This is a genomic window from Streptomyces sp. P3, assembly GCF_003032475.1.
Taxonomy (GTDB): domain Bacteria; phylum Actinomycetota; class Actinomycetes; order Streptomycetales; family Streptomycetaceae; genus Streptomyces.
Genome location: NZ_CP028369.1, coordinates 2,132,847 through 2,157,517, shown reverse-complemented (window position 1 = coordinate 2,157,517; position 24,671 = coordinate 2,132,847). Strand labels below are relative to the sequence as shown.

General features: G+C 69.4%; 25 protein-coding genes and 1 tRNA gene. 16 read left to right on the top strand and 10 right to left on the bottom strand.

Annotated features, from left to right (window positions below; all coding sequences use genetic code 11):
* Positions 1–13: 13 nt before the first annotated feature.
* A complete protein-coding gene (locus tag C6376_RS09630) occupies positions 14–445 on the bottom strand; it encodes an NUDIX hydrolase (RefSeq protein ID WP_107443040.1) in 432 nt (143 codons plus the stop codon).
* Positions 446–531: 86 nt separating this feature from the next.
* Here C6376_RS09630 and C6376_RS09625 point away from each other — a divergent pair, with 86 nt between their 5' ends.
* The 10 genes from C6376_RS09625 to C6376_RS09580 all read left to right on the top strand — a co-directional run bounded on the left by C6376_RS09625 (position 532) and on the right by C6376_RS09580 (position 7,426).
* Positions 532–1,320 (top strand): GntR family transcriptional regulator, encoded by a 789-nt coding sequence (locus C6376_RS09625; protein WP_107443039.1) that lies wholly within the window; start codon positions 532–534, stop codon positions 1,318–1,320.
* 168 nt (positions 1,321–1,488) lie between these two features.
* On the top strand, positions 1,489–1,845 hold the full coding sequence (locus tag C6376_RS09620) for a hypothetical protein (protein WP_107443038.1): 357 nt from the start codon (positions 1,489–1,491) through the stop codon (positions 1,843–1,845).
* Positions 1,845–3,224 (top strand): FtsK/SpoIIIE domain-containing protein, encoded by a 1,380-nt coding sequence (locus C6376_RS09615; RefSeq protein ID WP_107443037.1) that lies wholly within the window; start codon positions 1,845–1,847, stop codon positions 3,222–3,224. The genes C6376_RS09620 and C6376_RS09615 overlap by 1 nt, the downstream gene beginning before the upstream one ends.
* 83 nt (positions 3,225–3,307) lie before the next feature.
* A complete protein-coding gene (locus tag C6376_RS09610; RefSeq protein WP_107443036.1) occupies positions 3,308–3,937 on the top strand; it encodes a DUF2637 domain-containing protein in 630 nt (209 codons plus the stop codon).
* Positions 3,938–3,948: 11 nt separating this feature from the next.
* Positions 3,949–4,140, top strand: coding sequence for a mobile element transfer protein (locus C6376_RS09605; RefSeq protein ID WP_079661311.1), 192 nt, complete (start codon positions 3,949–3,951; stop codon positions 4,138–4,140).
* A gap of 15 nt (positions 4,141–4,155) precedes the next feature.
* Positions 4,156–4,350: a hypothetical protein gene (locus C6376_RS09600; RefSeq protein WP_037684464.1), complete on the top strand. Its 195-nt coding sequence runs from the start codon at positions 4,156–4,158 to the stop codon at positions 4,348–4,350.
* Between the two features lie 24 nt (positions 4,351–4,374).
* Positions 4,375–4,626 carry a SpdD protein gene (locus C6376_RS09595; protein WP_107443035.1) on the top strand — a complete coding sequence of 84 codons (252 nt, stop codon included), beginning with the start codon at positions 4,375–4,377 and terminating at the stop codon, positions 4,624–4,626.
* Positions 4,627–4,785: 159 nt separating this feature from the next.
* Entirely contained in the window at positions 4,786–6,084 is a 1,299-nt protein-coding gene (locus C6376_RS09590; RefSeq protein ID WP_107448864.1) for a replication initiator, read from the top strand.
* Positions 6,081–6,269, top strand: coding sequence for a helix-turn-helix domain-containing protein (locus C6376_RS09585; RefSeq protein WP_107443034.1), 189 nt, complete (start codon positions 6,081–6,083; stop codon positions 6,267–6,269). Before C6376_RS09590 ends, C6376_RS09585 begins: the two co-directional genes overlap by 4 nt.
* A 59-nt stretch (positions 6,270–6,328) precedes the next feature.
* Positions 6,329–7,426, top strand: coding sequence for a site-specific integrase (locus C6376_RS09580; protein WP_254075889.1), 1,098 nt, complete (start codon positions 6,329–6,331; stop codon positions 7,424–7,426).
* A 78-nt stretch (positions 7,427–7,504) separates the two neighbouring features.
* Here the strand turns inward: C6376_RS09580 and C6376_RS09575 are convergent.
* The 9 genes from C6376_RS09575 to dnaA form a co-directional block, all read right to left on the bottom strand.
* A tRNA-Ile gene (locus tag C6376_RS09575) sits at positions 7,505–7,581 on the bottom strand.
* A 123-nt stretch (positions 7,582–7,704) separates the two neighbouring features.
* The gene (locus C6376_RS09570; RefSeq protein WP_107443032.1) at positions 7,705–8,550 is read right to left on the bottom strand and encodes a DUF3566 domain-containing protein; all 846 of its coding nucleotides are present in this window, start codon (positions 8,548–8,550) and stop codon (positions 7,705–7,707) included.
* An 18-nt stretch (positions 8,551–8,568) separates the two neighbouring features.
* Entirely contained in the window at positions 8,569–11,163 is a 2,595-nt protein-coding gene (gyrA, locus tag C6376_RS09565; RefSeq protein WP_107443031.1) for a DNA gyrase subunit A, read from the bottom strand.
* Between the two features lie 42 nt (positions 11,164–11,205).
* The gene (gene gyrB / locus C6376_RS09560; protein ID WP_216825582.1) at positions 11,206–13,266 is read right to left on the bottom strand and encodes a DNA topoisomerase (ATP-hydrolyzing) subunit B; all 2,061 of its coding nucleotides are present in this window, start codon (positions 13,264–13,266) and stop codon (positions 11,206–11,208) included.
* Positions 13,267–13,676: 410 nt separating this feature from the next.
* A complete protein-coding gene (locus C6376_RS09555) occupies positions 13,677–14,216 on the bottom strand; it encodes a DUF721 domain-containing protein (protein WP_057576640.1) in 540 nt (179 codons plus the stop codon).
* Complete coding sequence (gene recF, locus C6376_RS09550) at positions 14,213–15,334, bottom strand: DNA replication/repair protein RecF (RefSeq protein WP_107443029.1); 1,122 nt, start codon at positions 15,332–15,334, stop codon at positions 14,213–14,215. Before recF ends, C6376_RS09555 begins: the two co-directional genes overlap by 4 nt.
* A 52-nt stretch (positions 15,335–15,386) precedes the next feature.
* Positions 15,387–16,262, bottom strand: a complete 876-nt coding sequence (gene gnd / locus C6376_RS09545; protein WP_107443028.1) for a phosphogluconate dehydrogenase (NAD(+)-dependent, decarboxylating) — start codon at positions 16,260–16,262, stop codon at positions 15,387–15,389.
* A 203-nt stretch (positions 16,263–16,465) separates the two neighbouring features.
* Positions 16,466–17,596 (bottom strand): DNA polymerase III subunit beta, encoded by a 1,131-nt coding sequence (gene dnaN, locus C6376_RS09540; protein WP_057576638.1) that lies wholly within the window; start codon positions 17,594–17,596, stop codon positions 16,466–16,468.
* Between the two features lie 1,127 nt (positions 17,597–18,723).
* The gene (gene dnaA / locus C6376_RS09530) at positions 18,724–20,727 is read right to left on the bottom strand and encodes a chromosomal replication initiator protein DnaA (protein ID WP_107443026.1); all 2,004 of its coding nucleotides are present in this window, start codon (positions 20,725–20,727) and stop codon (positions 18,724–18,726) included.
* Positions 20,728–21,104: 377 nt separating this feature from the next.
* On the opposite strand from dnaA, the gene rpmH reads away from it, so the two are divergent.
* The 6 genes from rpmH to rsmG all read left to right on the top strand — a co-directional run bounded on the left by rpmH (position 21,105) and on the right by rsmG (position 24,628).
* The gene (gene rpmH / locus C6376_RS09525) at positions 21,105–21,242 is read left to right on the top strand and encodes a 50S ribosomal protein L34 (RefSeq protein ID WP_018846094.1); all 138 of its coding nucleotides are present in this window, start codon (positions 21,105–21,107) and stop codon (positions 21,240–21,242) included.
* A 21-nt stretch (positions 21,243–21,263) separates the two neighbouring features.
* On the top strand, positions 21,264–21,635 hold the full coding sequence (gene rnpA / locus C6376_RS09520) for a ribonuclease P protein component (protein ID WP_107443025.1): 372 nt from the start codon (positions 21,264–21,266) through the stop codon (positions 21,633–21,635).
* Positions 21,632–21,985, top strand: coding sequence for a membrane protein insertion efficiency factor YidD (gene yidD / locus C6376_RS09515; protein ID WP_107443024.1), 354 nt, complete (start codon positions 21,632–21,634; stop codon positions 21,983–21,985). Before rnpA ends, yidD begins: the two co-directional genes overlap by 4 nt.
* 3 nt (positions 21,986–21,988) lie before the next feature.
* Positions 21,989–23,266, top strand: coding sequence for a membrane protein insertase YidC (gene yidC / locus C6376_RS09510; RefSeq protein WP_107443023.1), 1,278 nt, complete (start codon positions 21,989–21,991; stop codon positions 23,264–23,266).
* 14 nt (positions 23,267–23,280) lie between these two features.
* Positions 23,281–23,793 carry a R3H domain-containing nucleic acid-binding protein gene (locus C6376_RS09505; RefSeq protein WP_107443022.1) on the top strand — a complete coding sequence of 171 codons (513 nt, stop codon included), beginning with the start codon at positions 23,281–23,283 and terminating at the stop codon, positions 23,791–23,793.
* 118 nt (positions 23,794–23,911) lie between these two features.
* Positions 23,912–24,628, top strand: coding sequence for a 16S rRNA (guanine(527)-N(7))-methyltransferase RsmG (gene rsmG / locus C6376_RS09500; RefSeq protein WP_107443021.1), 717 nt, complete (start codon positions 23,912–23,914; stop codon positions 24,626–24,628).
* The last annotated feature ends 43 nt before the right edge of the window (positions 24,629–24,671 follow it).

Here is a 24,671-nt window from a genome sequence, read left to right as displayed (position 1 = left end):
CAGCGGGTTCGGGCTAGACGAGTTTCACGCCGTCGTGGGCGCGGATGGCCGGCGGGGACGCCGCGTCCAGAGCGTCTATGACGCGGATCGCGTACGCCTCGTCGGCGAGCTCGGAGACTTCTTCACGGGTGACCCAACGCAGAGCGCGGGTCTCGTCGCCGGTGGTCGGCGTGCCGTCGGCCGCCTCGCAGCGGAAGACCAGCGAGACGATCAGGCCCGTCATGTTCTTGTAGATGCCGGTGAGGGTCGCGGGAAGCGCGATCTTGATGCCGGTCTCTTCGAGGACCTCGCGCTGAAGGGCTTCAGGAACGGTCTCCTCGCGTTCGAGGATGCCGCCCGGCGGTTCCCAGTGACCGTTGTCGCGGCGCTGGATCAGGAGGGCCCGGCCCTGGGCGTCGACGACGACCCCGGCCACGCTGACGGAGTGCGGGCGTTCTGTGCTCACGTTCCTCGGCCCTCTCGGATGGCTAGGCTCTCCACCGTAGCAACAAGCACTCGCCCACTCGTCTAGATACCTAAAGGAGTACACACGTGAGCCCTCTTTCCTCGGGCCTGCTCGGTGATCTCGACCCCACGAGTGATCGTGCGGTCTTCCGACAGATCGCCGACCAGCTGCGTGACGCCATCGACCGTGGGCGATTCCGGGAAGGCGAGAAACTCCCCTCGGAAGCTGAGCTCGTCGACCACTACGGGGTATCCCGCATGACGGTCAGGAACTCCTTCTCCATCCTCCAGGGGGAAGGCCTGGTCCACGCCGAGCATGGCAAGGGCGTCTTCGTCCGGCCACGTCCGCCCGTACGGCGTCTCGCCTCCGACCGCTTCGCCCGTCGTCACCGTGAGCAGGGGAAGTCCGCGTTCATCGTCGAGGCGGACACCGTCGGCAGTCACCCCCAGGTCGACAGCCTCGAGGTGAAGGAGGAGAAGGCCAGTCAGGACATCTCCACGCGGCTCGGTTCCGTGCGGCGGGTTCTCGCACGTCGGCGCCGCTACCTCCTCGACGGTCGGCCGGTCGAGTTCGCCACCTCCTACCTGCCGCTCGACATCGCCCGCGGCACGCAGATCGCCGAACCGAACCCCGGCCCCGGCGGCATCTACGCCCGTCTCGAAGAGCTGGGTCACCGCCTCGACCACTTCGAGGAGGAGATCCGCGCGCGGATGCCCTCGCCGGACGAGGTGCGCACTCTGCGACTGGCGGCCGGCGTACCCGTGATCCACCTGATCCGGACCGCCTTCGACACCGAGAAGCGGCCCGTAGAGGTCTGTGACACGGTCATGGCGGCGGACGCCTACGTCCTGTCGTACCAGCTCCCGGCCACGTGAGCGGGTGAGGGGCGGTGGTGCGCGGGGGTGCCTCCTCGACTCGTACACCCCAACACGCTTACTCGTATAGACGAGTGGGCAAGTTGTGTGTCAGAGTGATCGTCGTGAGCCCGGGAAATCGGGTTCGCAGATCGCATCTTGTATAGACGAGTAGATAGGAACGCAACTGTGCGTACCATCCGTGTCGAGACCTCTGCCGCGACGATCCTCCTGACGGAGGCTCCCGAGCCGAAGGTCCGCGACCGACAGACGGGCGAGATCGCCAAGGACGCCGTCAGCGGCGAGGCGCTGATGACCATGGGCGTCGTCTACATCGAGGACGGGGAGTCCTCGCTGATCAAGGTCACCGTCCCGGAGGGCGGTGTCTCGGAGGGGCTGAACCTCGGTGCGCCGGTCTCGCTGCCGGGGCTCGTCGCCCGGCCGTGGGAGTCAGTGTTCAACGGGCAGCAGCGTCACGGCATCGCCTTCCGCGCCGCCGCCGTCACCCCGGCCGCCTTCCCGGCCGCCATGGGGGCCACGGCCTGATGACCGATCTCGCGACACTTCTGGAGGTGGGTGGTCCTGTCGCCGCGCTCGGCGGTGGGGCCGCCTACACCCGGGCCAACCACCCGGCCCTGTACTGGTCCGCCGTCGGCGGGCCGATATCCACTGTCCGGCTGCTCAGCTCGTACGCCTCGGTCATGGAAGCCTGTGGCCTGACCGTCGCCCCGTCCCGGCTGCGCATCCTCGCCGTCAAGGCCACCACCCGGCGGGAGGTGCGGCCCGTCCCGCCCCGCCGGGGCATCATCCGGCCCACCTCGACCGGCTTACGGCTCCGCCTCCGCCTCGCGCCGGGGCAAGAACCTGCCGACGTCGCAGCCTCGGCCGAACGGCTGCGGCACGCCTGGGGCGTCCACGCCGTCTACGTCACCACCGTCAAGCCGGGCGTCGTCGAACTGCGGCTGGTCGGCTTCGACGTCCTGCGCAAGGTGCGGATGCCTCGCAAGATCGACGGCGGGTTCATCACGGTGCCGGTCGCGCTGAGGGAAGACGCCATGCCCTTCGTACGCGACTACCGGGCCGTCCCCCACCAACTGACCCTCGGCGCGACGCTGTCGGGCAAGTCCATGTACCTGCGCCATCTCGTCTCCGGACTCGCCCCGCAGAACGTCGCACTGGTCGGCATCGACTGCAAACGGGGCGTCGAGCTGGCCCCGTTCGCCGCGCGCCTGTCGGCGCTCGCCACCGACCCGGACGAGGCCGCAGAGCTCCTGCCTGTCCTGGTCAAGGAAATGGAGGACCGATACGACCTGATCAAAGCCCGGCAGGGCATCGCTCCCAGCACCCCTGAGGAAGAGATCACCTCGGACATCTGGGGCCTGCCCGAGAGCGAACGGCCCGTGCCCGTCGTCCTGTTCGTCGACGAGGTGGCCGAACTCTTCCTGACCGCCACCCGCAAGGACGAAGAACGGCGCGACGAGATGGTCACCCAGCTCATCCGCCTCGCCCAGCTCGGCCGCGCGGCCGGCATCTACCTCGAAGTCTGCGGGCAGCGCTTCGGGGCCGAACTCGGCAAGGGCGCGACCATGCTCCGGGCCCAGCTCACCGGCCGAGTCTGCCACCGCGTGAACGATGAAGCCTCCGCGAAGATGGCCCTGGGCGACATCGCGCCGGAAGCGGTCCTCGCCGCCTGCGCCATCCCCGCAGAACGCCCCGGCCTCGCCGTCGCGGGCGACACCTCCGGCGGCTGGTCCCGCATCCGCACCCCGTATCTCTCCCTCGGCGACGCCGCCGACGCCTGCCGGGAGACAGCCCACCTGGTGCCGGACCTGCCCGCGCTGAAGCCCTTCCGGCCCTACGTGCCCGTATCGCCGCCCGTCGAACAACCGGGGCCTGTCGTCCAGCCGCGCCCCATCACGGACTGAGCCCACTCCCACCCCGGTCGGCGTGACCGCCTCGCGCCACGTCCCTACCCCTCCCATGCCTGAACCCGGAAGGAGACGCCCTCATGCGCGCCCAACTGGCCCGGGTAGACGCGGTGCTCGTACAAGCGCTCATCGCTGCCGCGCTGTCCTTCGCCCACATTCACGACGTCGCCGTGGCGGCCGGACAGGACGGCTGGAAAGCCTGGGCCTACCCCGTCTCCGTAGACCTGCTGCTCGTCGCCGCCTGGCGTCGACTGCGCTCCGGGTCGTCCAAGGGTGCGGCCTGGTGCTGGTTCGTCATCGCGCTCGCCGCCTCCCTCGGCGCGAACGTCGCCACGGCCGGCCTCCTCGACCTCGGCGACGTCCCGGCCTGGCTGCGCATCCTCGTCGCGGGCTGGCCCGCCGTCGCCTTCCTCGGCGGCACCCTCCTCGCACACTCGCCCACAAAGACGACTGCGGCCGTGGAGACGACCGAGGACCAGGAGGACGAACCCGAACGGCCTGAACCCACACCCGATCCGCCCGACCGACCTGCCATCGAGGCATCACCGGAACAACCCGCCGTCCCGGTCCCGGCCGCCCTAATCGACCACGCCCGCAAGGTCGCCGCCGAGCACCACACCCGCACTGGTGCCCCGATCGACACCCCGACCCTGCGCGCCCGCCTCGGCGTCCCGGCGCCCATGGCCGACGCCATCGCCGCCCACCTCTGAGAGGAAGCCCGATGTCCGCGAACCGCCGCTTCCGCAACGTCACCCGCATCGGCCCCGTGCAGGTCGGTACCGCCTACGACCACCGGGGCCGTGAGAAGCACACTGCCGCCTGCACCGCCCCCCGCTGCAACTTCTCCGCCGACTACGACAGCCGCGCCGCCGCCGAGTTGGCCGCCCGCACCCACCGCTGCCCCGTCCGCTGAAAGGACCCGCACCCCGTGACCCTCAACCTCCCGCTCGTCGTCGTCCTCGGCTTCTTCGCCTGGGCGGCGGTCAAGTACCTCGGCGTCCGGACCTGGATCGTCGTCCTGATCGCCCTCTTCGGCTTCTGGCTCTCGCACACCTTCCTCGCCCCCGCCATCGAGTCCGGCACGCGCTCTGGCGTGACCGTCATAAACGGCCAACACATCTAGACGAGTAGACAGGAGATCCCGGTCATGTTCCTGCCCAAGTACCCGGAGAACCCCACCCCGCCGCCCGCACACACGCACACCCCGACCGACCCGGCACCCGCCCCGGTCCGGCGCTCGCTCCCGTCGGTCTCCCTCGATCAGAAGACCGTGGCGGCCGTGCTCGTCGGCGGAGTCGTCCTCACCGCGCTCCTGGCCGCCGTCGCCGTCACGGCCATCTCGGTCGCCGTCGCCGCCGTGGTCCTGCGCTCCCTGCTCCGCGACCACCACCGCCGCTGATCTGCGGCCAGACCTCCGGGGCGGCGTGACCCAGCCACTCATCCGCCGCCCCGGCGGCCCACCCCTCCTGAAGTGCCCGTCAGAAGGAGAACCGTCATCTTCGCCCGCGCCACCCCGCCCCCTCTCCCGGAACTCAGCAAGCTCGCATCCGGCGGCACCCTGCCCGGTATCCTCCGGCAGCTCTCCGGGCTCGGCGGCTGCACCCACCCCATCCGCCTCGACGGCCACCGCACCGAATACGACGTCGACACCACAACCGGCGAGATCGGCCGCATCCTCCGCCACCTCGACTCCTCGGACCTCCCGGCCGGCCAACTCCTCGTCCGCTGCAACAACCGCCGCACAACCCGCTGCCCGGCCTGCTCCGAGGTCTACCGCCGCGACACGTTCCAACTGATCACCGCCGGACTGCGCGGAGGCAAGGGCACCCCCGAACACGTCGCCACCCACCCCCGCGTCTTCGCCACCTTCACCGCCCCCGGCTTCGGCCCGGTCCACAACCGCCGCACCGACGGCCGCCCCTGCCGCTGCGGAGTCCGGCACGACCAGGAGGACGAGGCGCTCGGCACCCCGCTCAACCCGGGCACCTACGACTACGAGGCCGCCGTCCTCTGGAACGCGCACGCCGGTCCCCTCTGGCGGCGCTTCTCGACGTACCTGCGCCGCGAAGTCGGCAAGCGCGCCGGCCTGTCACAGCGGGAGCTCCGCGACCACGCCCGCGTCTCCTTCGCCAAGGTCGCCGAGTACCAGAAGCGCGGCGCGGTCCACTTCCACGCCGTCATACGCCTCGACGGTCCCGGCGGCGGCGAAACTCCGCCCCCGGCCTGGGCCACCGCCGAGCTGCTCACCGACGCCATCAACGCTGCCGCGACCAAGGTCCGCGTCGACGGCCCGACCATCGACAACCGCACCCATGCCTTCGCCTTCGGCCGCCAACTCGACGTCCGCACCATCCGGTCCGCCGACTTCAACGACGGCCAGGAGCTCACCGAACGCGCCGTCGCCGCCTACATCGCCAAGTACGCCACCAAGGGCGCGGAGACGGCAACGGGAGCTCTCGACCGGCCGCTGAAGTTCGTCGCCGAAGTCGCCCAGCTCGACATCAGCGAGCATGCCCGCCGCCTCATCCGAACCGCCTGGGCGCTCGGCGCACGTAAGGACCTGGAAGACCTCCGCCTGCGCGCCTGGGCCCACATGCTCGGCTTCCGCGGCCACTTCTCCACCAAGTCCCGCCGCTACTCCACCACCCTCGGCGCACTCCGAGACGCCCGCGCCGAATGGCAACGCGCACAAGCCGCAGCCAACGCGACCGACACCGGACCCGAGACGACCTACGTCCTCGCCCACTGGGCCTTCGCCGGCACCGGCCTCTCCGACGCCGAAGCCTGGCTCTCAGCCAGCCTCAGCAGCGACGGGCGACCCGACCACCAGACCGCCCCGGAAGGAGCCGCAGCATGACCACCGCCGCCCCTGAACTGCTCACCGTTCCTGAGGTCATGTCCCGGCTCAAGGTCGGCCGCACCAAGGTCTACGACCTCATCCGCACTCGCCGCCTGGTCTCCATCAAGGTCGACGGCTGCCGCCGTATCCCGGACGACGCCGTACGCGACTTCATCCGCCGGGGGATCGGGGAGGCGGCCTGATGGCCAGGAGGCGGCCCAACGGCGGGGGCACGATCTCAAAGCGGGCTGACGGCCGGTACATGGGGCGTGCGTACGTCACCGACACGGACGGCAACCGCGTCCGGAAGACCGTCTACGGGGCCACGTGGGACGACGCCAACGAAAAGCTCGGCAAGCTCCAGGACCAGGAGCGCAACGGCGTCCCGGTGCCGTCCCGCTCCTGGTCGCTCGGCGAGTGGCTGAGCTACTGGCTTGAGCACATCGTGGAGCCGGAATGCGAGCACAACACCTACGTCAAGTACGAGTCGAAGGTGCGGCTGTACCTGCTGCCCCAGCTCGGTAAGAAGCCTCTGGTCAAGCTCACCCCGGCCCAGCTCCGGGCCTTCATGGCCGTGCTGAAGCGGGAGAAGGTAGGCGCGGCCACCCGCTTCGAGGTGCTCCGCGTCCTCCGTAACGCGCTCAACCGGGCCATGCGTGAGGAACTGCTGACGCGCAACGTCGCCCTCCTGGTCGACATGCCCAAGGTCTCCAAGGACAAGGGCACGGCGTGGAATGCCCGGGAGGCGATCGCGTTCCTCCGCTCCGTCCGCGCACACCGCCTCTACGCGGCCTGCGTCCTGGTGCTCGTCCTCGGCCTCCGCCGCAGTGAGGTCCTGGGGCTGCGCTGGCAGGACATCGACTTCGAGGCCGGCCGGTTCACCCCGGTCAAGCAGGTGCAGCGCGAGAAGGGTGTCGGCCTGGTCCTCAAAGACCTCAAGACTGAGTCGTCACAGGCAGTGCTCCCGCTGCCTGAGTTCTGCGCCCGCGTCCTGGAGGAGCGGCGGGAGCTCCAGGAGCTGGAACGGAAGATCGCCGGTGCTCACTGGGCCCAGCAGGACGGGCACGATCTGATCTTCTCCGCGGAGCACGGCGGCATGATCGACCCGACAGGCTTCTCCCGGACCTTCGATCGCCTCGTGAAGCGGGTCGGCGTCCGCCGCATCACCGTCCGGCTCGCCCGGCACACCTGCGGCACCCTGCTGGCCTTCCTGAAGGTGCATCCCAAGGTCGCTCAGGCGATCCTCCGGCACAGTCAGATCAGCATGACCATGGACGTCTACACCCACGTGGTGGGGGACAGTGAGCGGGAGGCTGTGACGATGCTCGCCGAGCTGCTGGAGGACCCGCTGATCGGCTGACCGCCGGCGTCCACCGCCGTTGGTGTCAGATGGTGGTGTCAAAAGACCCCCGGACCGATGGTCCGGGGGTCTTCTGGCTGGTGGGGCTAACAGGATTTGAACCTGTGGCCTCATCCTTATCAGGGATGCGCTCTAACCAACTGAGCTATAGCCCCGCCGCGCTCTGCGGTGTGTGTCCCGCGCGCTGACTCCTGAAGATTAGCGCACGACGCGGGCAGTCCCAAAATCGATAGTCACGGGGCCTCGGCCGTGGTGCGCGACCGTGCTGACGAGCGAGGTCACTCGTCCTCGGCGAGGGTCAGTTCGACGCCGCCGACGAAGCCCGCGGAGAGGTTGTAGATGAACGCGCCGAGCGTCGCGAGGGCCGTCGCGAGGACGACGTCGATGACCGCGATGATCGACGTGAACATCAGGACGTGGGGGAGCGACAGGAACGACTGCAGGTCGAAGCCGTTCGACTCGTTCGAGCCGGTCGCCTCGGAGATGGTGCCGCCGACCGTCGAGAACACGCCCATGGCGTCCATGACCATCCACAGCATGGCCGCCGCGACGATCGTGCAGATGCCCAGCGCGATGGAGAGCAGGAAGCTGACCTTCATCACCGACCACGGGTCGGCCTTCGCCACCCGCAGCCGCGCCTTGCGCACGCGGGGCGTGGTGCGGGCCCCCGTCCGCGGGCGGCGTACCGTGCCGGCCCCCGGGGGCGCCTGGGTGGGATAGGCCTGCGGCGGGTGGTACGGCCCCGCCGGCTGCGGAGACTGCCGTTCGCCGGGAAGCGGCGACGCCTCCTGCTTGCCCTGCGCGCCTCGGGTGTCCGTCACGGTTCCCCCTTGGGTCCCCTGAGGGCCCTTGGATCCTGCCTGAGAGGTCTGGGCGGCCTGCGCGCCGGAGGATCCAGGGGACCCCTTGGGCGGCTGCGGGCCGGTGGAGGGCGAGGCCGAGTCGGCGGCAGGGGCCTTGATGGCCTTCAGCTGGGTGGTGTGGGTGTCGGCCACCCGCCCCTCGGCGCCCCCGGCACCCCGCGCGTCGGTCGTCCGCGCGTCCCCCGCCGATGCGGCGGAGCCACGGCCGCCGCCGTTCTTGCCCGTGCCGGCAGACGTACCGGCGCCCGTGGCTCCGCTCACGATGACTCTCTCCTCGTGCTACTCGGCCGAGGGCGACTCACCCTCGTCCGTGCCGGCGGTCGTGGTCGCCTCGGCGGTGTCGTCCACGGCGATCCCGCCGTCGACCTCTTCCGCCTCGCGCCCCGCCTCGGCGTTACGGGCGATGCCGACGACGGCATCGCGCTTGCCCAGGTTGATCAGTTGGACGCCCATGGTGTCACGGCCCGTCTCCCTGATCTCGTTGACTCGCGTACGAATCACACCGCCGCCCAGCGTGATGGCGAGGATCTCGTCGGTCTCCTCGACCACCAGCGCGCCGACGAGGGAGCCACGGTCCTCGACGATCTTGGCGGCCTTGATGCCGAGGCCACCGCGACCCTGGACGCGGTACTCGTCGACGGCGGTCCGCTTCGCGTACCCGCCGTCTGTGGCAGTGAACACGAACGTACCGGGTCGAACAACATTCATCGAGAGGAGCTGGTCTCCCTCGCGGAAGCTCATGCCCTTGACGCCCGAGGTGGCACGGCCCATGGGCCGCAGACTTTCGTCCGTGGCGGTGAACCTGATCGACTGTGCCTTCTTGCTGATCAGAAGCAGATCGTCGTCCGCCGAGACGAGTTCGGCTCCGATCAGTTCGTCGTCGGAACCGTCCTCCGTCTCACGGAGGTTGATCGCGATGACGCCACCGGAACGCGGCGAATCGTAATCCTTCAGAGGCGTCTTCTTCACCAGGCCGCCCTTGGTGGCCAGGATCAGATAGGGCGCCACGTCGTAGGTGCGGATCGCGAGGATCTCGGCGATCGCCTCGTCCGGCTGGAAGGCCAGCAGGTTCGCGACGTGCTGACCGCGCGCGTCCCGCCCGGCGTCCGGCAGTTCGTACGCCTTCGCCCGGTAGACACGGCCCTTGTTGGTGAAGAACAGCAGCCAGTGGTGCGTGGTGGAGACGAAGAAGTGGTCGACGATGTCGTCTTCCTTGAGCTTCGCTCCCCGCACGCCCTTGCCGCCGCGCTTCTGCGCCCGGTAGTCGTCCGTCTTCGTGCGCTTGACGTAACCGCCGCGCGTGACGGTGACGACGATGTCCTCCTCGGCGATCAGGTCCTCGATGGACATGTCGCCGTCGTAGGGCACCAGCATCGTCTTGCGGTCGTCGCCGTACTTCTCGACGATCGCGGCGAGTTCGGCGCTGACGATGCCGCGCTGGCGGACCGGCGAGGCGAGGATCGCGTTGTACTCGGTGATCTTCGCCTGGAGTTCGTCGTGCTCCTGGATGATCTTCTGCCGCTCCAGGGCGGCCAGTCGGCGCAGCTGCATCTCGAGGATGGCGTTGGCCTGGATCTCGTCGATCTCCAGCAGCTGCATCAGGCCCGTGCGCGCGATGTCGACGGTGTCGCTGCGCCGGATCAGCGCGATGACCTCGTCGATGGCGTCCAGGGCCTTCAGCAGGCCGCGCAGGATGTGCGCCCGCTCCTCGGCCTTGCGCAGCCGGAACTTCGTCCGGCGGACGACGACCTCGATCTGGTGCGCCACCCAGTGACGGATGAACGCGTCCAGGGACAGCGTGCGCGGGACGCCGTCGACGAGCGCCAGCATGTTGGCGCCGAAGTTCGTCTGCAGGTCGGTGTGCTTGTAGAGGTTGTTCAGCACGACCTTGGCGACCGCGTCCCGCTTGAGCACGATGACCAGGCGCTGGCCCGTGCGCGAGGACGTCTCGTCGCGGACGTCCGCGATGCCGCCGATCTTGCCGTCCTTCACCAGGTCGGCGATCTTCTGCGCGAGGTTGTCGGGGTTGACCTGGTAGGGCAGCTCCGTGACCACCAGGCACTGGCGGTTCTGGATCTCCTCGACCTCGACGACCGCCCGCATGGTGATCGAGCCGCGGCCCGTGCGGTACGCCTCCTCGATGCCCTTGCGGCCCACGACCAGGGCGCCGGTCGGGAAGTCGGGTCCCTTGATGCGCTCCATCAGCGCGTCCAGGAGCTCCTCGTGCGAGGCCTCCGGGTTCTCCAGGCACCACTGGGCGCCGGCCGCGACCTCGCGCAGGTTGTGCGAGGGGATGTTGGTCGCCATGCCGACCGCGATGCCTGCCGAGCCGTTGATCAGCAGGTTGGGGAAGCGGGCCGGCAGGACGGTCGGCTCCTGGGAGCGGCCGTCGTAGTTGTCCGTGAAGTCGACGGTCTCCTCGTCGATGTCACGGACCATCTCCATCGACAGCGGCGCCATCTTGCACTCGGTGTACCGCATGGCCGCCGCCGGGTCGTTGCCCGGGGAGCCGAAGTTGCCGTTGGAGTCCACCAGCGGCATGCGCATCGACCACGGCTGCGCGAGGCGCACCAGCGCGTCGTAGATCGAACTGTCGCCGTGCGGGTGGTAGTTGCCCATCACGTCGCCGACCACGCGGGCGCACTTGTAGAAGCCGCGCTCGGGCCGGTAGCCGCCGTCGTACATGGCGTACAGGACGCGGCGGTGGACGGGCTTGAGGCCGTCACGGACGTCCGGCAGCGCACGCGAGACGATGACGGACATCGCGTAGTCGAGATACGAGCGCTGCATCTCCGTCTCGAGCCCGACGGGTTCGATGCGCATGACGATGTCGCCGCCCTCTTCAGGGCTGACGGGGGTGTTCTCGTCGGTCATTGCTGGGGGGAATCCTTTCTGACGCGGTCAGCTGAGACCGACTCAGATGTCGAGGAAGCGGACGTCCTTGGCGTTGCGCTGGATGAAGGCGCGGCGCGCCTCGACGTCCTCGCCCATGAGGACCGAGAACAGGTCGTCGGCCTGGGCGGCGTCGTCGAGGGTGACCTGGCCGAGGACGCGGTGCTCTTGGTCCATCGTCGTGACGCGCAGTTCCTCGGCGTTCATCTCACCGAGACCCTTGAAGCGCTGGATGGAGTCCTCGCGCACCCGCTTTCCGCGCTGACGGCCCATCTCGATCAGCGCGTCGCGCTCGCGGTCGGAGTACGCGTACTCGATGTCGTCCCGGCCCCACTTGATCTTGTAGAGGGGCGGGCGGGAGAGGTACACGTGCCCGGCCTCGACCAGCGGCCGCATGAAGCGGAACAGGAAGGTCAGCAGCAGGGTGCTGATGTGCTGGCCGTCCACGTCGGCGTCCGCCATCAGGATGATCTTGTGATAGCGGAGCTTCTCGATGTCGAAGTCCTCGTGGACCCCGGTACCGAAGGCGGAGATCAGCGCCTGGATCTCCTGGTTCTGCAGGATCTTGTCGATCCGCGCCTTCTCGACGTTGAGGATCTTGCCTCGGATCGGGAGGATCGCCTGGTACTGCGGGTTGCGGCCGGACTTGGCCGAGCCGCCGGCCGAGTCGCCCTCGACGATGAAGATCTCGCACTTGGTGGGGTCGTTCGACTGGCAGTCGGAGAGCTTGCCCGGCAGGGACGCCGACTCCAGCAGGCCCTTGCGGCGCGTCAGGTCGCGCGCCTTGCGGGCCGCCACGCGCGCGGTGGCCGCCTGGATGCCCTTGCGGACGATGTCCGCCGCCTCGACCGGGTTGCGGTCCAGCCAGTCGTTGAGGTGCTCGTAGACCGCCTTCTGGACGAAGGTCTTGGCCTCCGTGTTGCCCAGCTTGGTCTTGGTCTGGCCCTCGAACTGAGGCTCGCTCAGCTTGACCGAGATGATCGCCGTCAGGCCCTCGCGGATGTCGTCGCCCGTGAGGTTGTCGTCCTTCTCGCGCAGCAGCTTCTTGTCGCGCGCGTACTTGTTGACCAGGTTGGTCAGCGCCGCACGGAAGCCCTCCTCGTGCGTGCCGCCCTCATGCGTGTGGATGATGTTCGCGAAGGAGTACACGCCCTCGCTGTAACCGCTGTTCCACTGCATGGCGACCTCGAGGGACAGGCTCTTGTCCTTGTCCTCCGCCTCCAGGTCGATGACCGTCGGGTGCACCGCCTCGCCCTTGCGGGAGTTGAGGTACTTCACGAAGTCGACGATGCCGCCCTCGTAGTGGTACGTGACGGTCTTGACCTCGTCCTTCTCGTCCGCACCCGCCTCGTCCGCCCCGGCGGTGGCCTTCGCCGACTCGCGCTCGTCGGTGAGCTTGATGGTCAGGCCCTTGTTGAGGAACGCCATCTCCTGGAAGCGCCGCGACAGCGTCTCGAAGGAGTACTCGGTGGTCTCGAAGATGTCGGCGTCGGCCCAGAAGGTGACCGACGTACCGGTCTCCTCGATGGCCTCGTGCTTGGCCAGCGGCGCCGTGGGGACGCCCATCTTGTAGTCCTGCGTCCAGCGGTGGCCGTCGGTCCGGACCTCGACGGCGACCTTGCTCGACAGGGCGTTGACGACGGAGACGCCGACGCCGTGCAGACCGCCGGAGACCGCGTAGCCGCCGCCGCCGAACTTGCCGCCCGCGTGCAGCACGGTCAGCACGACCTCGAGGGCCGGCTTGCCCTCGGAGGCCACGATGCCCACCGGGATGCCTCGGCCGTTGTCGGTGACCCGCACGCCGCCGTCGGCGAGGATCGTCACGTCGATGGTGTCCGCGTGGCCGGCCAGGGCCTCGTCGACCGAGTTGTCGACGACCTCGTACACGAGGTGGTGCAGACCGCGCTCGCCGGTCGAGCCGATGTACATACCGGGTCGCTTGCGGACCGCGTCCAGACCCTCGAGGACGGTGATGGCGCTGGCGTCGTAGGAGGCGGTGACCTCGTGGCTCGAGGTGCTCGCCCCGCTGTTCACGCCGGCGTCGGTGGACGGGATGTTCTCGTTGGGGTTGCCGGAATCGGCCACGAAGCGCCCTTTCTGGCACAGCACTAGCCAGGCTCTGGGGACCCCTCCGGGGAGGGTTGCCGGAGCGGCTGCGGCATGTTGCGTTGGTCAGCCTTGATCAGCGTTGCTCGACTTCTCCCGGGCGGTCCCCACGTTCGGGGCGGGATTGGCTTCCAGTCTACCGGTAGCACTGACACTGATGGGGGTTTGCCGGTACCTGAGTCCGCATGTGCCGCCCTCAACCGGCGTCTTCCGGGTCCCGATATACAGAAGGGGGCTCCAAGAGGCTCACAGCGGCACTCAGCGCTTTCGGATGTCAACCCTTGGCTACTTGGGAGTCAGGTCACCGCGCGCGCCCGTGCGCGGGCGCGCGAAACGAAGGCCGGGCGGTCACGACAGGACCGCCCGGCCTTGCGAAGACGTGACGCACCTCACCCGTAGGTGTCGCCCGGACCGGTGCTTCCGGGGGCCCTCAGGGGGCCGTAGCGGCGCACGGGGCCGCCCGGGCCCAGCACCTTGATCAACCGCACCGCGCCGTGCCCCAGATCCTCGTTGAGACGCGCCACCAGCGTCGGGGCGAGCAGCCGCAGGTTCGTCGCCCAGGCCGTCGAGTCACAGCGCACGATCAGCGTCCGCTCCTCGTCGTCGTACCTCTCGGGCACACAGTGCTTGGCCACGTCCTCGCCGACGATCTGCGGCCATCGGCCCATCACGCCGCCCACCGCGGCCGGCGCCTCCCAGCCGCGCTCGTTGAGCAGCCGGTTGATCGCGGCGCCCAGCGCCATCGGGTCGCGGCCGTCCGCGCGCGCCCCTGAGCGCAGCCCCGCCCCGCGCCGGACCTGCTTCTTCTGCTGCGCCGCGTCCCCACGCGCGCGTGCCTGCTCCCGCGCCGCCCTGAGCGCCACGCGCGCGAGGTCGACGCCGGACGGCTCGGGCGCCCGCTTCGGCGCGGGCTCGTCGGCGGCGCTCATACGCGCACCACCGTCCCCTCGGACACCGTGTACCGCGCTCCGGCGAGCACATGGGGCACGTCGTCGTCGACCGCGGCCGTCACCAGCACCTGCTCGCCGGGCGCGACCAGCTCCGCCAGCCGCTCCCGCCGGCGGGCGTCCAGTTCGGCGAAGACGTCGTCCAGCACCAGGACCGGCTCGTTGCCCTCCGCCCGCAACAGGTCGTACGAGGCCAGCCGCAGCGCCAGCGCGTACGACCAGGACTCGCCGTGCGAGGCGTACCCCTTGGCGGGCAGTTGTCCGAGCTTGAGCAGAAGGTCGTCCCGATGCGGCCCGACGAGGGTGACGCCCCGCTCGATCTCCTGCTTGCGGGACTCCGCGAGGGCGGCCGTCAGCTGTTCGTAGAGGTCGTCACGCGTGTGCGCCTCGCCCGGCGCCGACGGCCTGTACTCCAGGGCCACGGGCCCGCCGCCGGGCGCCAGCTGTTCGTACGCCTTGTCGGCGAGCGGCTGGAGGGCGGCGACCAGGTCCAGGCGCCGGGCCAACAGCTCGGCGCCCACGCGCGCGAGGTGCTGGTCCCACACCTCGAGCGTCGACAGGTCCATGGAACGGCCGCCGTGCCGGCGCGCGAGCGCGGCGGACTTCAACAGCGTGTTGCGCTGCTTGAGCACCCGCTCGTAGTCCGAGCGCACCCCCGCCATCCGCGGGGAGCGCGCGGTGATCAGCTCGTCGAGGAACCGCCGACGCTCGCCGGGGTCGCCCTTCACCAGCGCGAGATCCTCCGGCGCGAACAGCACGGTCCGTACGATGCCCAGCACGTCACGGGGTCTGACCTGCGACGACCTGTTGATGCGGGCCCGGTTGGCCTTGCCCGGGTTCAGCTCCAGTTCGATCAGCTGCTGCCGCTCGCCCTGTCTGACCTGCGCCCGGACGATCGCGCGGTCGCAGCCCATGCGGACCAGGGGCGCGTCCGAGGAGACCCGGTGGCTGCCGAGGGTGGCGAGGTAGCCGACGGCCTCGACGAGGTTCGTCTTGCCCTGCCCGTTGGGGCCCACGAAAGCGGTGACGCCCGGGTCGAGCGGAACTTCGACCCGGGCGTACGAGCGGAAGTCGGCCAGCGACAGATGCGTGACGTGCATGGTCGTGTCCCGACCTCCCCCAGGGTTGTGGATCGCGGGGCGACCCTGTGGATTACTTCTTCTCGACGGCGTGGCCGCCGAACTGGTTGCGCAGCGCGGAGATCATCTTCATCTGCGGCGAGTCGTCCTGCCGGGAGGCGAACCGCGCGAACAGCGAGGCCGTGATCGCGGGCAGCGGCACAGCGTTGTCGATGGCCGCCTCGACCGTCCACCGGCCCTCGCCGGAGTCCTGGGCGAAGCCGCGCAGCTTGTCGAGGTGCTCGTCCTCGTCGAGGGCGTTGACGGCGAGGTCCAGCAGCCAGGACCGGATGACCGTGCCCTCCTGCCAGGAGCGGAAGACCTCGCGCACGTCCGTGACCGAGTCGACCTTCTCGAGCAGTTCCCAGCCCTCGGCGTAGGCCTGCATCATGGCGTACTCGATGCCGTTGTGGACCATCTTGGCGAAGTGGCCGGCGCCGACCCTGCCGGCGTGCACCGCGCCGAAGTCGCCCTCGGGCTTGAGCGCGTCGAAGACCGGCTGCACCTTGGCGACGTTCTCCGCCTCGCCGCCGTACATCAGCGCGTAGCCGTTCTCCAGGCCCCAGACGCCGCCGGAGACACCGCAGTCGACGAAGCCGATGCCCTTGGCGGCGAGCTCCTCGGCGTGCTTCTCGTCGTCCGTCCAGCGGGAGTTGCCGCCGTCCACCACGACGTCGCCGGGCTCCAGCAGCTCGGCGAGCTCGTCGACAGTCGACTGGGTGGCGGCGCCGGCCGGAACCATCACCCAGACCACGCGCGGGCCCTTGAGCTTGCCCACCAGCTCTTCGAGGCTGTGGACGTCGGCGAGGTCCGGGTTGCGGTCGAATCCGACGACGGTGTGGCCGGCGCGGCGGATCCGCTCGCGCATGTTGCCGCCCATCTTGCCGAGGCCGACGAGACCGAGCTCCATCAGTTGTTCCTTAGGTCGCTGTGTGGCGTGTGAGGCACCTCGTGCCCCGGTCCGAGCCTAAACCCGGACCCTCACGCACACCTGTGGGCATACGCGCTCAGACGTACCACCCATCTCGTCGCTCACCTGCGGCTTCGTCCACAGACCGGGGACCGTTCGGCCACAGCCTGTGGACGACGTCGGGCGACCGGGCCGCCGACCGCTCAGCCGCTCAGCCGCACCGGCATGATCAGGTACTTGTAGGCGTCGTCCGCCTCCGCGTCCAGCGCGGGCTTGCCGCTCAGCAGCGCGGGCTTGGTGGACGTCGTGAAGGAGAGCTGGGCGACCGGGGAGTCGATGGCGCTCAGGCCGTCCAGCAGGAAGGTCGGGTTGAAGGCGATCGAGATGTCGTCGCCCTCGAGCTGGGCGTCGACCCGCTCCACAGCCTGTGCGTCGTCGCTGGAACCGGCCTCCAGGATGAGCACACCCTGCTCGAAGCTGAGCCGCACCGGGGTGTTGCGCTCCGCGACCAGCGCCACGCGCTTGACGGCCTCCACGAAGGGGGCGGTCTCGATCACGGCGACGGAGTTGAACTCGGTCGGGAACAGCGTGCGGTACTTCGGGAGGTCGCCCTCCAGGAGGCGCGTCGTGGTGCGCCGGCCCGCGCCCTCGAAGCCGATCAGGCCTTCGCCCGAGCCGCCGCCCGACAGGGCCAGGGTGACGCTGTCGCCGCTCGTGAGGGCCTTGGCGGTGTCCAGGAGCGTCTTGGCGGGCACCAGGGCGACCGCGGAGGCCTCGGGGTTCTCCGGCTTCCACAGGAACTCGCGGACGGCGAAGCGGTAGCGGTCGGTGGAGGCGAGCGTGACGGTGTCGCCCTCGATCTCGATGCGCACGCCGGTCAGCACCGGCAGCGTGTCGTCGCGCCCGGCGGCGATGGCGACCTGGGCGGCCGCGGAGGCGAAGACCTCGCCGGGGACCGTGCCGGTCGCGTTCGGCATCTGCGGCAGCGACGGGTACTCCTCCACCGGCAGCGTGTGCAGGGTGAACCGCGAGGAACCGCAGACCACCGTCGCCCGTACACCGTCTGTGGAGATCTCCACCGGGCGGTTGGGCAGGGCGCGGCAGATGTCGGCGAGGAGCCGGCCGGAGACGAGGACCGTGCCCTCCTCCTCGGTCTCGGCGTCCACCGAGACCCGGGCGGAGACCTCGTAGTCGAAGCTGGACAGGCTCAGCTGCCCGTCCTCCGCCTTCAGCAGCAGGCCGGCGAGGACCGGCGCCGGCGGGCGGGCCGGGAGGCTGCGCGCCGCCCAGGCCACGGCCTCCGCGAGTACGTCGCGTTCCACCCGGATCTTCACTCTTGCCGCCTCCTGCTGTTGCCGGCGCTTCTCGCCCTGCCTGGCTTCCGTCGCTGTCTCGGTGTGGTCGGCCCCGGTGTGGGGCAGGACCACCGGGGACCAGTCTGACGCACCGCACTGACAGTAGGTGCCCCTCGGGGTCAAGTCGTGACGAGGGGCAGCCGGGCACCGAAGAGCGAGTTGTGCACAGGACCCCCTTCTAAACGGATTTCTCGCTCTCTCTAGTCGGGAGTAGTAGTAGGGGCTGTGGAAACGGTGGATAACTGCGTTTTCGCAGCTCAGAGGCGATATTTTGTCCACCGACCCTGTGGGCGGAGCCGGTGGACAACTTGGGCCTTCTGTGGAGAACAGAAAGTTCTGCACACGCCGTGCACAGGGAGGGGCGAGTTCTCCCCAGCGCCGTCCCCAGGTTTGGCGCCGTTTCCCACAGGGCGCTCCGGCACCTTCGTGTGACGCCTTTCACTCGAGCCGGTGAGAACGCGCGCCGAGTTGCCGAACAGTGGACAGACGTGTGGAGAAGCCCAAGATCGCTGGGGACAACTGGCCGCAGCCTGTGGGCGGTCCGTGGACAACTCCGTGCACAGGCTGTGGACCGTTTCTTTATCCACAGCCTGTGGATATCCTTTGTCCACTAATCCACAGCCAGGTGACCTGGTGAGATCCTCCCTCGGCTCGTTCGTCTGTGGACACAGTCTGAACAACTTCCCGGTCCCCAGGGTGTGGACGGGAGAAAGTCACCGAATCTGTGGAGAGAGGCCGTAACCCGGGCTCTTATTCGAACAGTGGGTGAGCGGTGTACGGCCGGCGTACGACGGGCGGATGTGCCGCGAGAGACCTCGGAACGCCCGCGTAGGGGTCGCTGTCGGGCCGCGAAGGGGTCGCCGTCGGGCCGCGAAGGGGTCGCCGTCGGGCCGCGAGGGGGTGCGAAGGGGTCGCGGGCGGTGGTCGTGCGGGCCTTGGAGGGGCTGCGGGCGGCCGCCGGACGGTGGTGACGGCCGCCCGGCGATCGTCCGTGTGCCCCGCGGAACTCCTCCCCGGAACCGCACCCGCAGCACGACGAGAAGCGCCCCCGGAAGCTTCTTCCAGGGGCGCCCTCGGTGCGTACGGCGACGCGATCTCCGGCCGGATCAGCCGTTCTTGATGCGGTTCGTCAGCTCGGTCACCTGGTTGTAGATGGAGCGCCGCTCGGCCATCAGATTGCGGATCTTGCGGTCCGCGTGCATCACGGTCGTGTGGTCGCGGCCGCCGAACAGCGCGCCGATCTTCGGCAGCGACAGGTCCGTCAGCTCGCGGCACAGGTACATGGCGATCTGGCGGGCCGTGACCAGCGCGCGCCCGCGCGAGGTGCCGCAGAGATCCTCGATGGTGAGGCCGAAGTAGTCGGCGGTCGCGCCCATGATGGCCGTCGAGGTGATCTCGGGGGCGGAGTCCTCGCCGCCGGGGATCAGGTCCTTGAGGACGATCTCCGTCAGGCCCAGGTCCACCGGCTGCCGGTTGAGCGACGCGAACGCCGTCACCCGGATCAGCGCGCCCTCCAGTTCACGGATGTTGCGGGAGATCCGCGAGGCGATGAACTCCAGCACCTCCGGCGGGGCGTTCAGCTGCTCCTGCACCGCCTTCTTGCGCAGGATCGCGATGCGCGTCTCCAGCTCCGGCGGCTGGACGTCGGTGGTCAGGCCCCACTCGAAGCGGTTGCGCAGCCGGTCCTCGAGGGTCACCAGCTGCCGGGGCGGCCGGTCGCTGGAGAGCACGATCTGCTTGTTGGCGTTGTGGAGCGTGTTGAAGGTGTGGAAGAACTCCTCCTGCGTCGACTCCTTGTCCGCGAGGAACTGGATGTCGTCGACGAGCAGGATGTCCATCTCGCGGTACCGCTTGCGGAAGCTGTCGCCCTTGCCGTCCCGGATGGAGTTGATGAACTCGTTGGTGAACTCCTCCGAGCTCACGTACCTCACGCGCGTGCCCGGGTAGAGGCTCCGCGCGTAGTGTCCGATGGCGTGCAGCAGGTGCGTCTTGCCGAGGCCCGACTCCCCGTAGATGAACAGGGGGTTGTAGGCCTTCGCGGGCGCCTCCGCGACGGCGACGGCGGCCGCGTGCGCGAACCGGTTGGAGGCGCCGATGACGAACGTGTCGAAGAGGTACTTCGGGTTCAGTCGCGCGGTCGGCTCGCCGGGACCGGCCGTCGCCGGCGACTGCGAGGACGGGCCCGCGGAACCGCCCGCGCCGCCCTGGCCGGGGCCGGCCGGACCGCCGCGGTGCGGGTGCCCGGGACCGGCCGGCGGCTCGGACAGCTCACGCCGGCCGGGGTCGCGCTGGTCGTAGTCGGAGCGCGACGGCTCGTACTCCGAGCGCTTGCGGTCGTACGGCGGACGGTCCACAGGCTGGGGACGGTAGTCCTGCGACGGCGGGCCGTAGGAGTCCTGTGAGGGCGAGCCGTACGGGTCCTGGGCCGGGGGCCCGCCGTAGGAGTCGTGGGACGAGGGTGACGCGTAGGGGTCGCGCTCCGGGAAGCCGAGCCGCTGTTGCTGCCAGCCGTACTCGTCCTGCTGCGGCCGCGGCCAGGCGCCCGGCTCGGGGCGCTGGTACTCCGACGGGTACGCGGGGCGCGCGGTGGGCAGCTGGTCCGGGCGGGAGCCGGGCGGCTGGTCGGCGCGCGAACCCGGCAGCTGGTCGCCGGGCCCCTGCGGCAGCTGGTCGGCGCGGTGGCGGCCGTAGCCCTCGTAGCGGCCTTCGTAGGCGGACTGGTTCCCGGACTCGTACCGGCCGTCCTGACCGTCGTAGGGCCCGGCTGGGGGCTCCGGCTCGTCGTAGCGCACGTGCTGCTGTGCGGGGGGCGCCGGCGGGGAGGGGGGTTCGCCGACCGAGTCGTCGACGGTGATCGCGATGCGGATGGGGCGGCCGCACTCGCGGCTCAGCGTCTCACTGACGATCGGCGCGAGACGGCCTTCCAGGACGGTCTTGGCGAACTCGTTCGGCACGGCCAGCAGGGCGGTGTCGGCGACCAGCGCGAGCGGCTGGCAGCGGCGGATCCAGCGTTCGTCCTTCACCTCGACGCCCTGGGCGCGTCCCTCCCCGAGGAGCTGCTCCAGTACTCGTGGCCACACTGCGGCAAGATCGGCAGGCACGTCAGCCACAGGGCACGCTCTCTCGTGGGTCCCACGAACGTGTGAGTGTGGGACGGTCGGGATTCATTTCGGGCGGGGGCAGGGACAAAGGAACGAATCGGAGTCCAGTCACGGTAGTCAGGGCGACGGGTACGGTTCAAGTTGTTGTCCCCAGGCTGTGGACAGTGTCTCCCAGTGACCGCCGGTTTGACCGGATGGCGTAGCCGCGCGTACCGTAACCAGGTCGAGTTGTCGATGGCTGCTGCCGCCTGCCTCCGATGGGCACAGATCGCGTCAGGTGATCGGGAAGCGGTGCACTCGGGCGTTGACCGCGAGCTACCTCGTGGGCGCACGGTGACAGCCAGGACGGCACCCCGCCACCACCGATTGATTTCTGGAGCCCCCGAGTGAGCAAGCGCACCTTCCAGCCGAACAACCGCCGTCGTGCCAAGACCCACGGCTTCCGCCTGCGGATGCGCACCCGCGCCGGTCGCGCGATTCTCGCGAACCGCCGCAGCAAGGGTCGCGCGAACCTGTCCGCCTGAGCCTGATCAGGTCATGACGTCGTGCTGCCTACCGAGCATCGGCTGAGGCGGCGCGAGGACTTCGCGACCGCGGTACGACGAGGTCGTCGGGCCGGCCGCCCGACCCTCGTGGTCCATTTTCGAAGCGGTGCCACGGACCCGCACGCGCCTGGGGAGAGCGCTCCCCCGACGCGTGCGGGTTTCGTCGTGAGCAAGGCTGTGGGCGGCGCGGTCGTGCGCAACAAGGTCAAGCGCAGACTGCGTCACCTGATGCGCGAGCGAGTCACCCGGTTTCCCCCCGGTAGCCTGGTAGTCGTACGGGCGTTGCCCGGGGCGGGCGACGCCGACCACGCACAGCTGGCCCAAGACCTGGATGCCGCCCTCGAACGGCTACTGGGAGGGGGCACGCGATGAAGTACCCGCTGCTGGCTCTGATCAAGCTCTACCAGTGGACGATCAGTCCGCTGCTCGGGCCGGTGTGCAAGTACTACCCGTCGTGTTCCCACTACGGCTTCACGGCCATCGACCGACACGGTGCGATCAAGGGAACGGCACTCACCGCCTGGCGCATCCTGCGGTGCAATCCGTGGTCGCTCGGCGGCGTGGACCATGTTCCGCCGCGCAAGCGCCCGCGGTGGCACGAAATGTTGCGTGACGCCTGGCGTACACGCAGGGGCGGGACCTCCGCCGCCGAAACGGCCACCGAAGGCCCGACTGCCTCGAGCCCGGCCGCAGAGACACCGTCCCATGCCCAAGGAGCATGATTAGTGGACACGATTGCCAGCCTCTTCAGCTTCATCACGACACCTGTCTCCTGGGTCATCGTCCAGTTCCACAAGGTGTACGGGTCCATTTTCGGCCCCGACACCGGGTGGGCCTGGGGCCTGTCGATCGTGTCCCTGGTGATTCTGATCCGTATCTGCCTGATCCCGCTGTTCGTGAAGCAGATCAAGTCGACGCGGGCCATGCAGACGCTCCAGCCCGAGATGAAGAAGATCCAGGAGCGCTACAAGAACGACAAGGCGCGTCAGTCCGAAGAGATGATGAAGCTGTACAAGGAGACGGGCACCAACCCGCTCTCCTCGTGCCTTCCCATCCTGGCGCAGTCCCCGTTCTTCTTCGCCCTGTACCACGTGCTCAACGGCATCGCGACGGGCGACCAGATCGGCGTCATCAACGAGCAGCTGCTGGAGAGCGCGCGTAAGGCGCACATCTTCGGCGCTCCGCTGGCGGCGAAGTTCACCGACGGCGCGGCGAAGGTGGAGGCGCTCGGCGCCTCGCTGACGGACGTCCGCGTGGTCACCGCGATCATGATCGTCCTGATGTCGGCCTCGCAGTTCTTCACGCAGCGTCAGCTGATGACGAAGAACGTCGACACCTCGGTGAAGACGCCGTTCATGCAGCAGCAGAAGATGCTGATGTACGTCTTCCCGGTCATGTTCGCCGTGTTCGGCATCAACTTCCCCGTCGGTGTCCTCGTCTACTGGCTGACCACCAACGTGTGGACCATGGGCCAGCAGATGTACGTGATCCGCAACAACCCGACGCCGGGTTCCAAGGCTCAGGCCGCGTACCTGGAGCGCCTGTACAAGCACGTCACGCACCACGGCAAGATCCGCAGCCGCGGCGAGAGGGCCATCGTCAAGGCCATCGTGGCCAAGGGCCGCGACCGCAACGACGCCGAGCGCAAGTTCATCAACGGTCTGACCAAGGTGGGCTTCGCCGCCCAGGCCGACGGCACCGTGATCAAGGGCGAGGCCCAGGCCGTCGCGCAGGCCGAGGACGGTGCGCAGACGAGCGCGGCCGCCAAGCGTCAGCAGCCCAAGCGGCAGTCCAAGTCCCAGCGCCAGTCCACGGCCCCCAAGGCGGCCGGTGAGACCACCTCGCTGACCAAGTCCGACGAGCCGGAGGACGCCAAGCCCTCCCAGGCCGCCGGCGACGCCAAGCAGGCCACTTCCAAGCCCGGTAGCAGTGGCCGCAGCAAGGCCCAGTCCGGGCAGCGCAAGGGCGGCCCGCAGCGCCCCAAGTCCCCGTCCAAGAAGTAGAAGGAGCCCATCCCGTGACGGAAGGCACCACCTCCGCCGCCGCCGAGGGTGCAGACACCCTGACCCGCCTGGAGAACGAGGGCGAGATCGCGGCGGACTACCTCGAGGGTCTGCTGGACATCGCCGACCTCGACGGCGACATCGACATGGACGTCGAGGCCGACCGCGCCTCCGTGTCCATCATCAGCGACGCCGGCACCCGTGACCTGCAGAAGCTGGTCGGCCGTGACGGCGAGGTGCTGGAGGCGCTGCAGGAGCTGACGCGCCTGGCCGTGCACCGGGAGACCGGCGACCGCAGTCGGCTGATGCTGGACATCGCGGGCTACCGCGCCAACAAGCGCGCCGAGCTCTCCGAGCTGGGCGCCAAGGCGGCCGCCGACGCGAAGAACAACGGCGAGCCGGTGCGGCTGAAGCCGATGACGCCCTTCGAGCGCAAGGTCGTCCACGACGCGGTCAAGGCCGCCGGCCTGCGCAGCGAGTCCGAGGGCGAGGAGCCGCAGCGCTTCGTCGTCGTGCTGCCCAACTGATTCGGTACGTACATCACCCCGGCCCCGTCTGTTGTGCAGACGGGGCCGGTCTTTGTCAGCCTGGTAGTTCTGGTGGTCGGCGCTCGAAGCGCTGATGCGGTACGGAAGGACGGTCCCCGTGACGGAGGCAGCGGAGCTCCCCTCTGCGCCCGAGGTGGCACGCGAGGTATTCGGCGATCGCTTCGATGATGCGGTCCGATACGCCGAGCTGCTGGCCGAGGCAGGCGTGCAGCGTGGGCTCATCGGCCCGCGTGAGGTGCCTCGCCTGTGGGAGAGGCACCTGTTGAACTGTGCGGTGCTCTCCGAGGTCGTGCCGGAAGGCGTGACGGTGTGCGACGTGGGCTCGGGGGCCGGGCTGCCCGGCATTCCTCTGGCGCTCGTGCGGGAGGACCTGAAGATCACCCTGCTGGAGCCCCTGCTGCGGCGGACCAACTTTCTCACCGAGGTCGTCGAGCTTCTGGGCCTGGACCATGTGACGGTCGTCCGCGGTCGCGCCGAGGAGGTCATGGGCTCGATGTCACCGGTCCATGTGGTGACGGCCCGCGCTGTGGCACCCCTGGACCGGCTTGCCACCTGGGGCATCCCGCTGCTGCGACCCTACGGTGAGATGCTCGCTCTCAAGGGCGACACCGCTGAGGAGGAGCTGAAGAGCGCGGCCACCGCCCTGAGCAAGCTGGGCGCGGTGGGCACCTCCATCCTGCAAGTAGGCGAGGGAGTGGTCGACCCGCTGTCCACGGTGGTGCGGGTCGAGGTCGGGGAGAGCCCGGGCGGCGTGAGGTTCGCGGCCAAGCGGGCCAAGGCGGCGCGGACCGGCCGGACGCGACGACGCCGCTGAGGCGTACTCCACACAAGCTGCCCATCCCCTTGCCGCGGAGTGT

Bases quoted from the DNA above. Each gene is read 5' to 3' on its own strand.
- C6376_RS09615 (WP_107443037.1), top strand. From the start codon at position 1,845: ATGACCGATCTCGCGACACTTCTGGAGGTGGGTGGTCCTGTCGCCGCG.
- C6376_RS09610 (WP_107443036.1), top strand. From the start codon at position 3,308: ATGCGCGCCCAACTGGCCCGGGTAGACGCGGTGCTCGTACAAGCGCTC.
- C6376_RS09605 (WP_079661311.1), top strand. From the start codon at position 3,949: ATGTCCGCGAACCGCCGCTTCCGCAACGTCACCCGCATCGGCCCCGTG.
- C6376_RS09595 (WP_107443035.1), top strand. From the start codon at position 4,375: ATGTTCCTGCCCAAGTACCCGGAGAACCCCACCCCGCCGCCCGCACAC.
- C6376_RS09585 (WP_107443034.1), top strand. From the start codon at position 6,081: ATGACCACCGCCGCCCCTGAACTGCTCACCGTTCCTGAGGTCATGTCC.
- C6376_RS09580 (WP_254075889.1), top strand. From the start codon at position 6,329: ATGGGGCGTGCGTACGTCACCGACACGGACGGCAACCGCGTCCGGAAG.
- gyrA (WP_107443031.1), bottom strand. From the start codon at position 11,163: ATGACCGACGAGAACACCCCCGTCAGCCCTGAAGAGGGCGGCGACATC.
- C6376_RS09555 (WP_057576640.1), bottom strand. From the start codon at position 14,216: ATGAGCGCCGCCGACGAGCCCGCGCCGAAGCGGGCGCCCGAGCCGTCC.
- recF (WP_107443029.1), bottom strand. From the start codon at position 15,334: ATGCACGTCACGCATCTGTCGCTGGCCGACTTCCGCTCGTACGCCCGG.
- gnd (WP_107443028.1), bottom strand. From the start codon at position 16,262: ATGGAGCTCGGTCTCGTCGGCCTCGGCAAGATGGGCGGCAACATGCGC.
- yidD (WP_107443024.1), top strand. From the start codon at position 21,632: ATGAAGTACCCGCTGCTGGCTCTGATCAAGCTCTACCAGTGGACGATC.